Raw genomic sequence first — 975 nt, 5'->3', positions numbered from 1 at the left:
CCTGCGCCGCATGATGACCGGGGGCGAGGTGACGCGTGTTGCAATCGACGTGAAGGACGCCGATTTCGTGTATACTTTCGACTAGGTCCGGAGGATTTGACCGGGCCCGCATCCAGACGTGCGCAACCCACAGGGAGAATGACCCATGGCTGAAGATGGGAAAAAGGAATTCAAGGCCGAAATCAAATGCTCTGCCGTGGCCGAGTGCGACGGCAAGGACCTCAAGTACATCGAAGAGAAGCTGCCCAAGAAGACGTGGGATTCCCTCAACAAGAAGATCGACTTCTCGGAAAAGGTGATGCTCGACGGCCGCAAGTGGAAGCAGAAGGACCTCGACGACGGCATCTATGCCGTCGCCCGCTACGAACTCAAGGTCTTCGGCACCGCCCTCGGCAAGCGCGTGGACGAGCATGAGGGCAAGAAGCTGGACGACAAGAAGTTCGAGGACGCCGTCAAGAAACTGCACACCGAAACCGTCAAGAAGATCATCGAAAAGGTCTCGCTCGCGATCGAGGAACTGGCCAAGGAAGGCTCGGGCGACGGCAAGAAGGCCGCCAAGGACGGCAACGCCGCCTTCAAGAAGCTGCTCGAGGTCGATTTCGACAGCTTCGGCGTGAACGCGGCCCTGGCCGTCAAGGTGCTGGAAGACCTGGAAAAGTCGATCAAGAAGGGCGGCAAGGGCGCCTCGGGCTTCGAGAAGGCCCGCACCGGCTTTGAAAAGGTGAACACCAGCTTCGAGAAGGACGGCAAGGAGGCTCAGGCCGCGGTCGACTTCATCATGAAGAAGCTGCGCGAAATCCAGGGCGACACCAAGAACCCGCCCAACGCCGTGGCCTTCGCCAAGGACTTCATCAAGAAGCACTCCTCGGACTTCGACAAGTTCCTGACCGACGTGACCGAATTCGAAAAGCTGCTGACCACGGCCACGTCCAAGATGAAGGGCAACCAGATGGACGAAAAGGAAGTGGCCGAGCT

1 protein-coding gene is annotated in these 975 nt (G+C 58.8%); it reads left to right on the top strand.

Annotation, left to right across the window (positions count from 1 at the left end):
- Positions 1-145: 145 nt before the first annotated feature.
- A partial coding sequence (locus ACLD7X_RS17095; protein ID WP_411424889.1) for a hypothetical protein occupies positions 146-975 on the top strand: 830 nt, incomplete at its 3' end.

The organism is Aphanothece microscopica RSMan92 (assembly GCF_046613545.2).
In the GTDB taxonomy this organism is placed as follows: Bacteria; Cyanobacteriota; Cyanobacteriia; order PCC-6307; family Cyanobiaceae; genus NIES-981.
The sequence above is the reverse complement of the archived record's forward strand: the minus strand, read 5'-3'. Positions and strand labels throughout refer to the sequence as shown.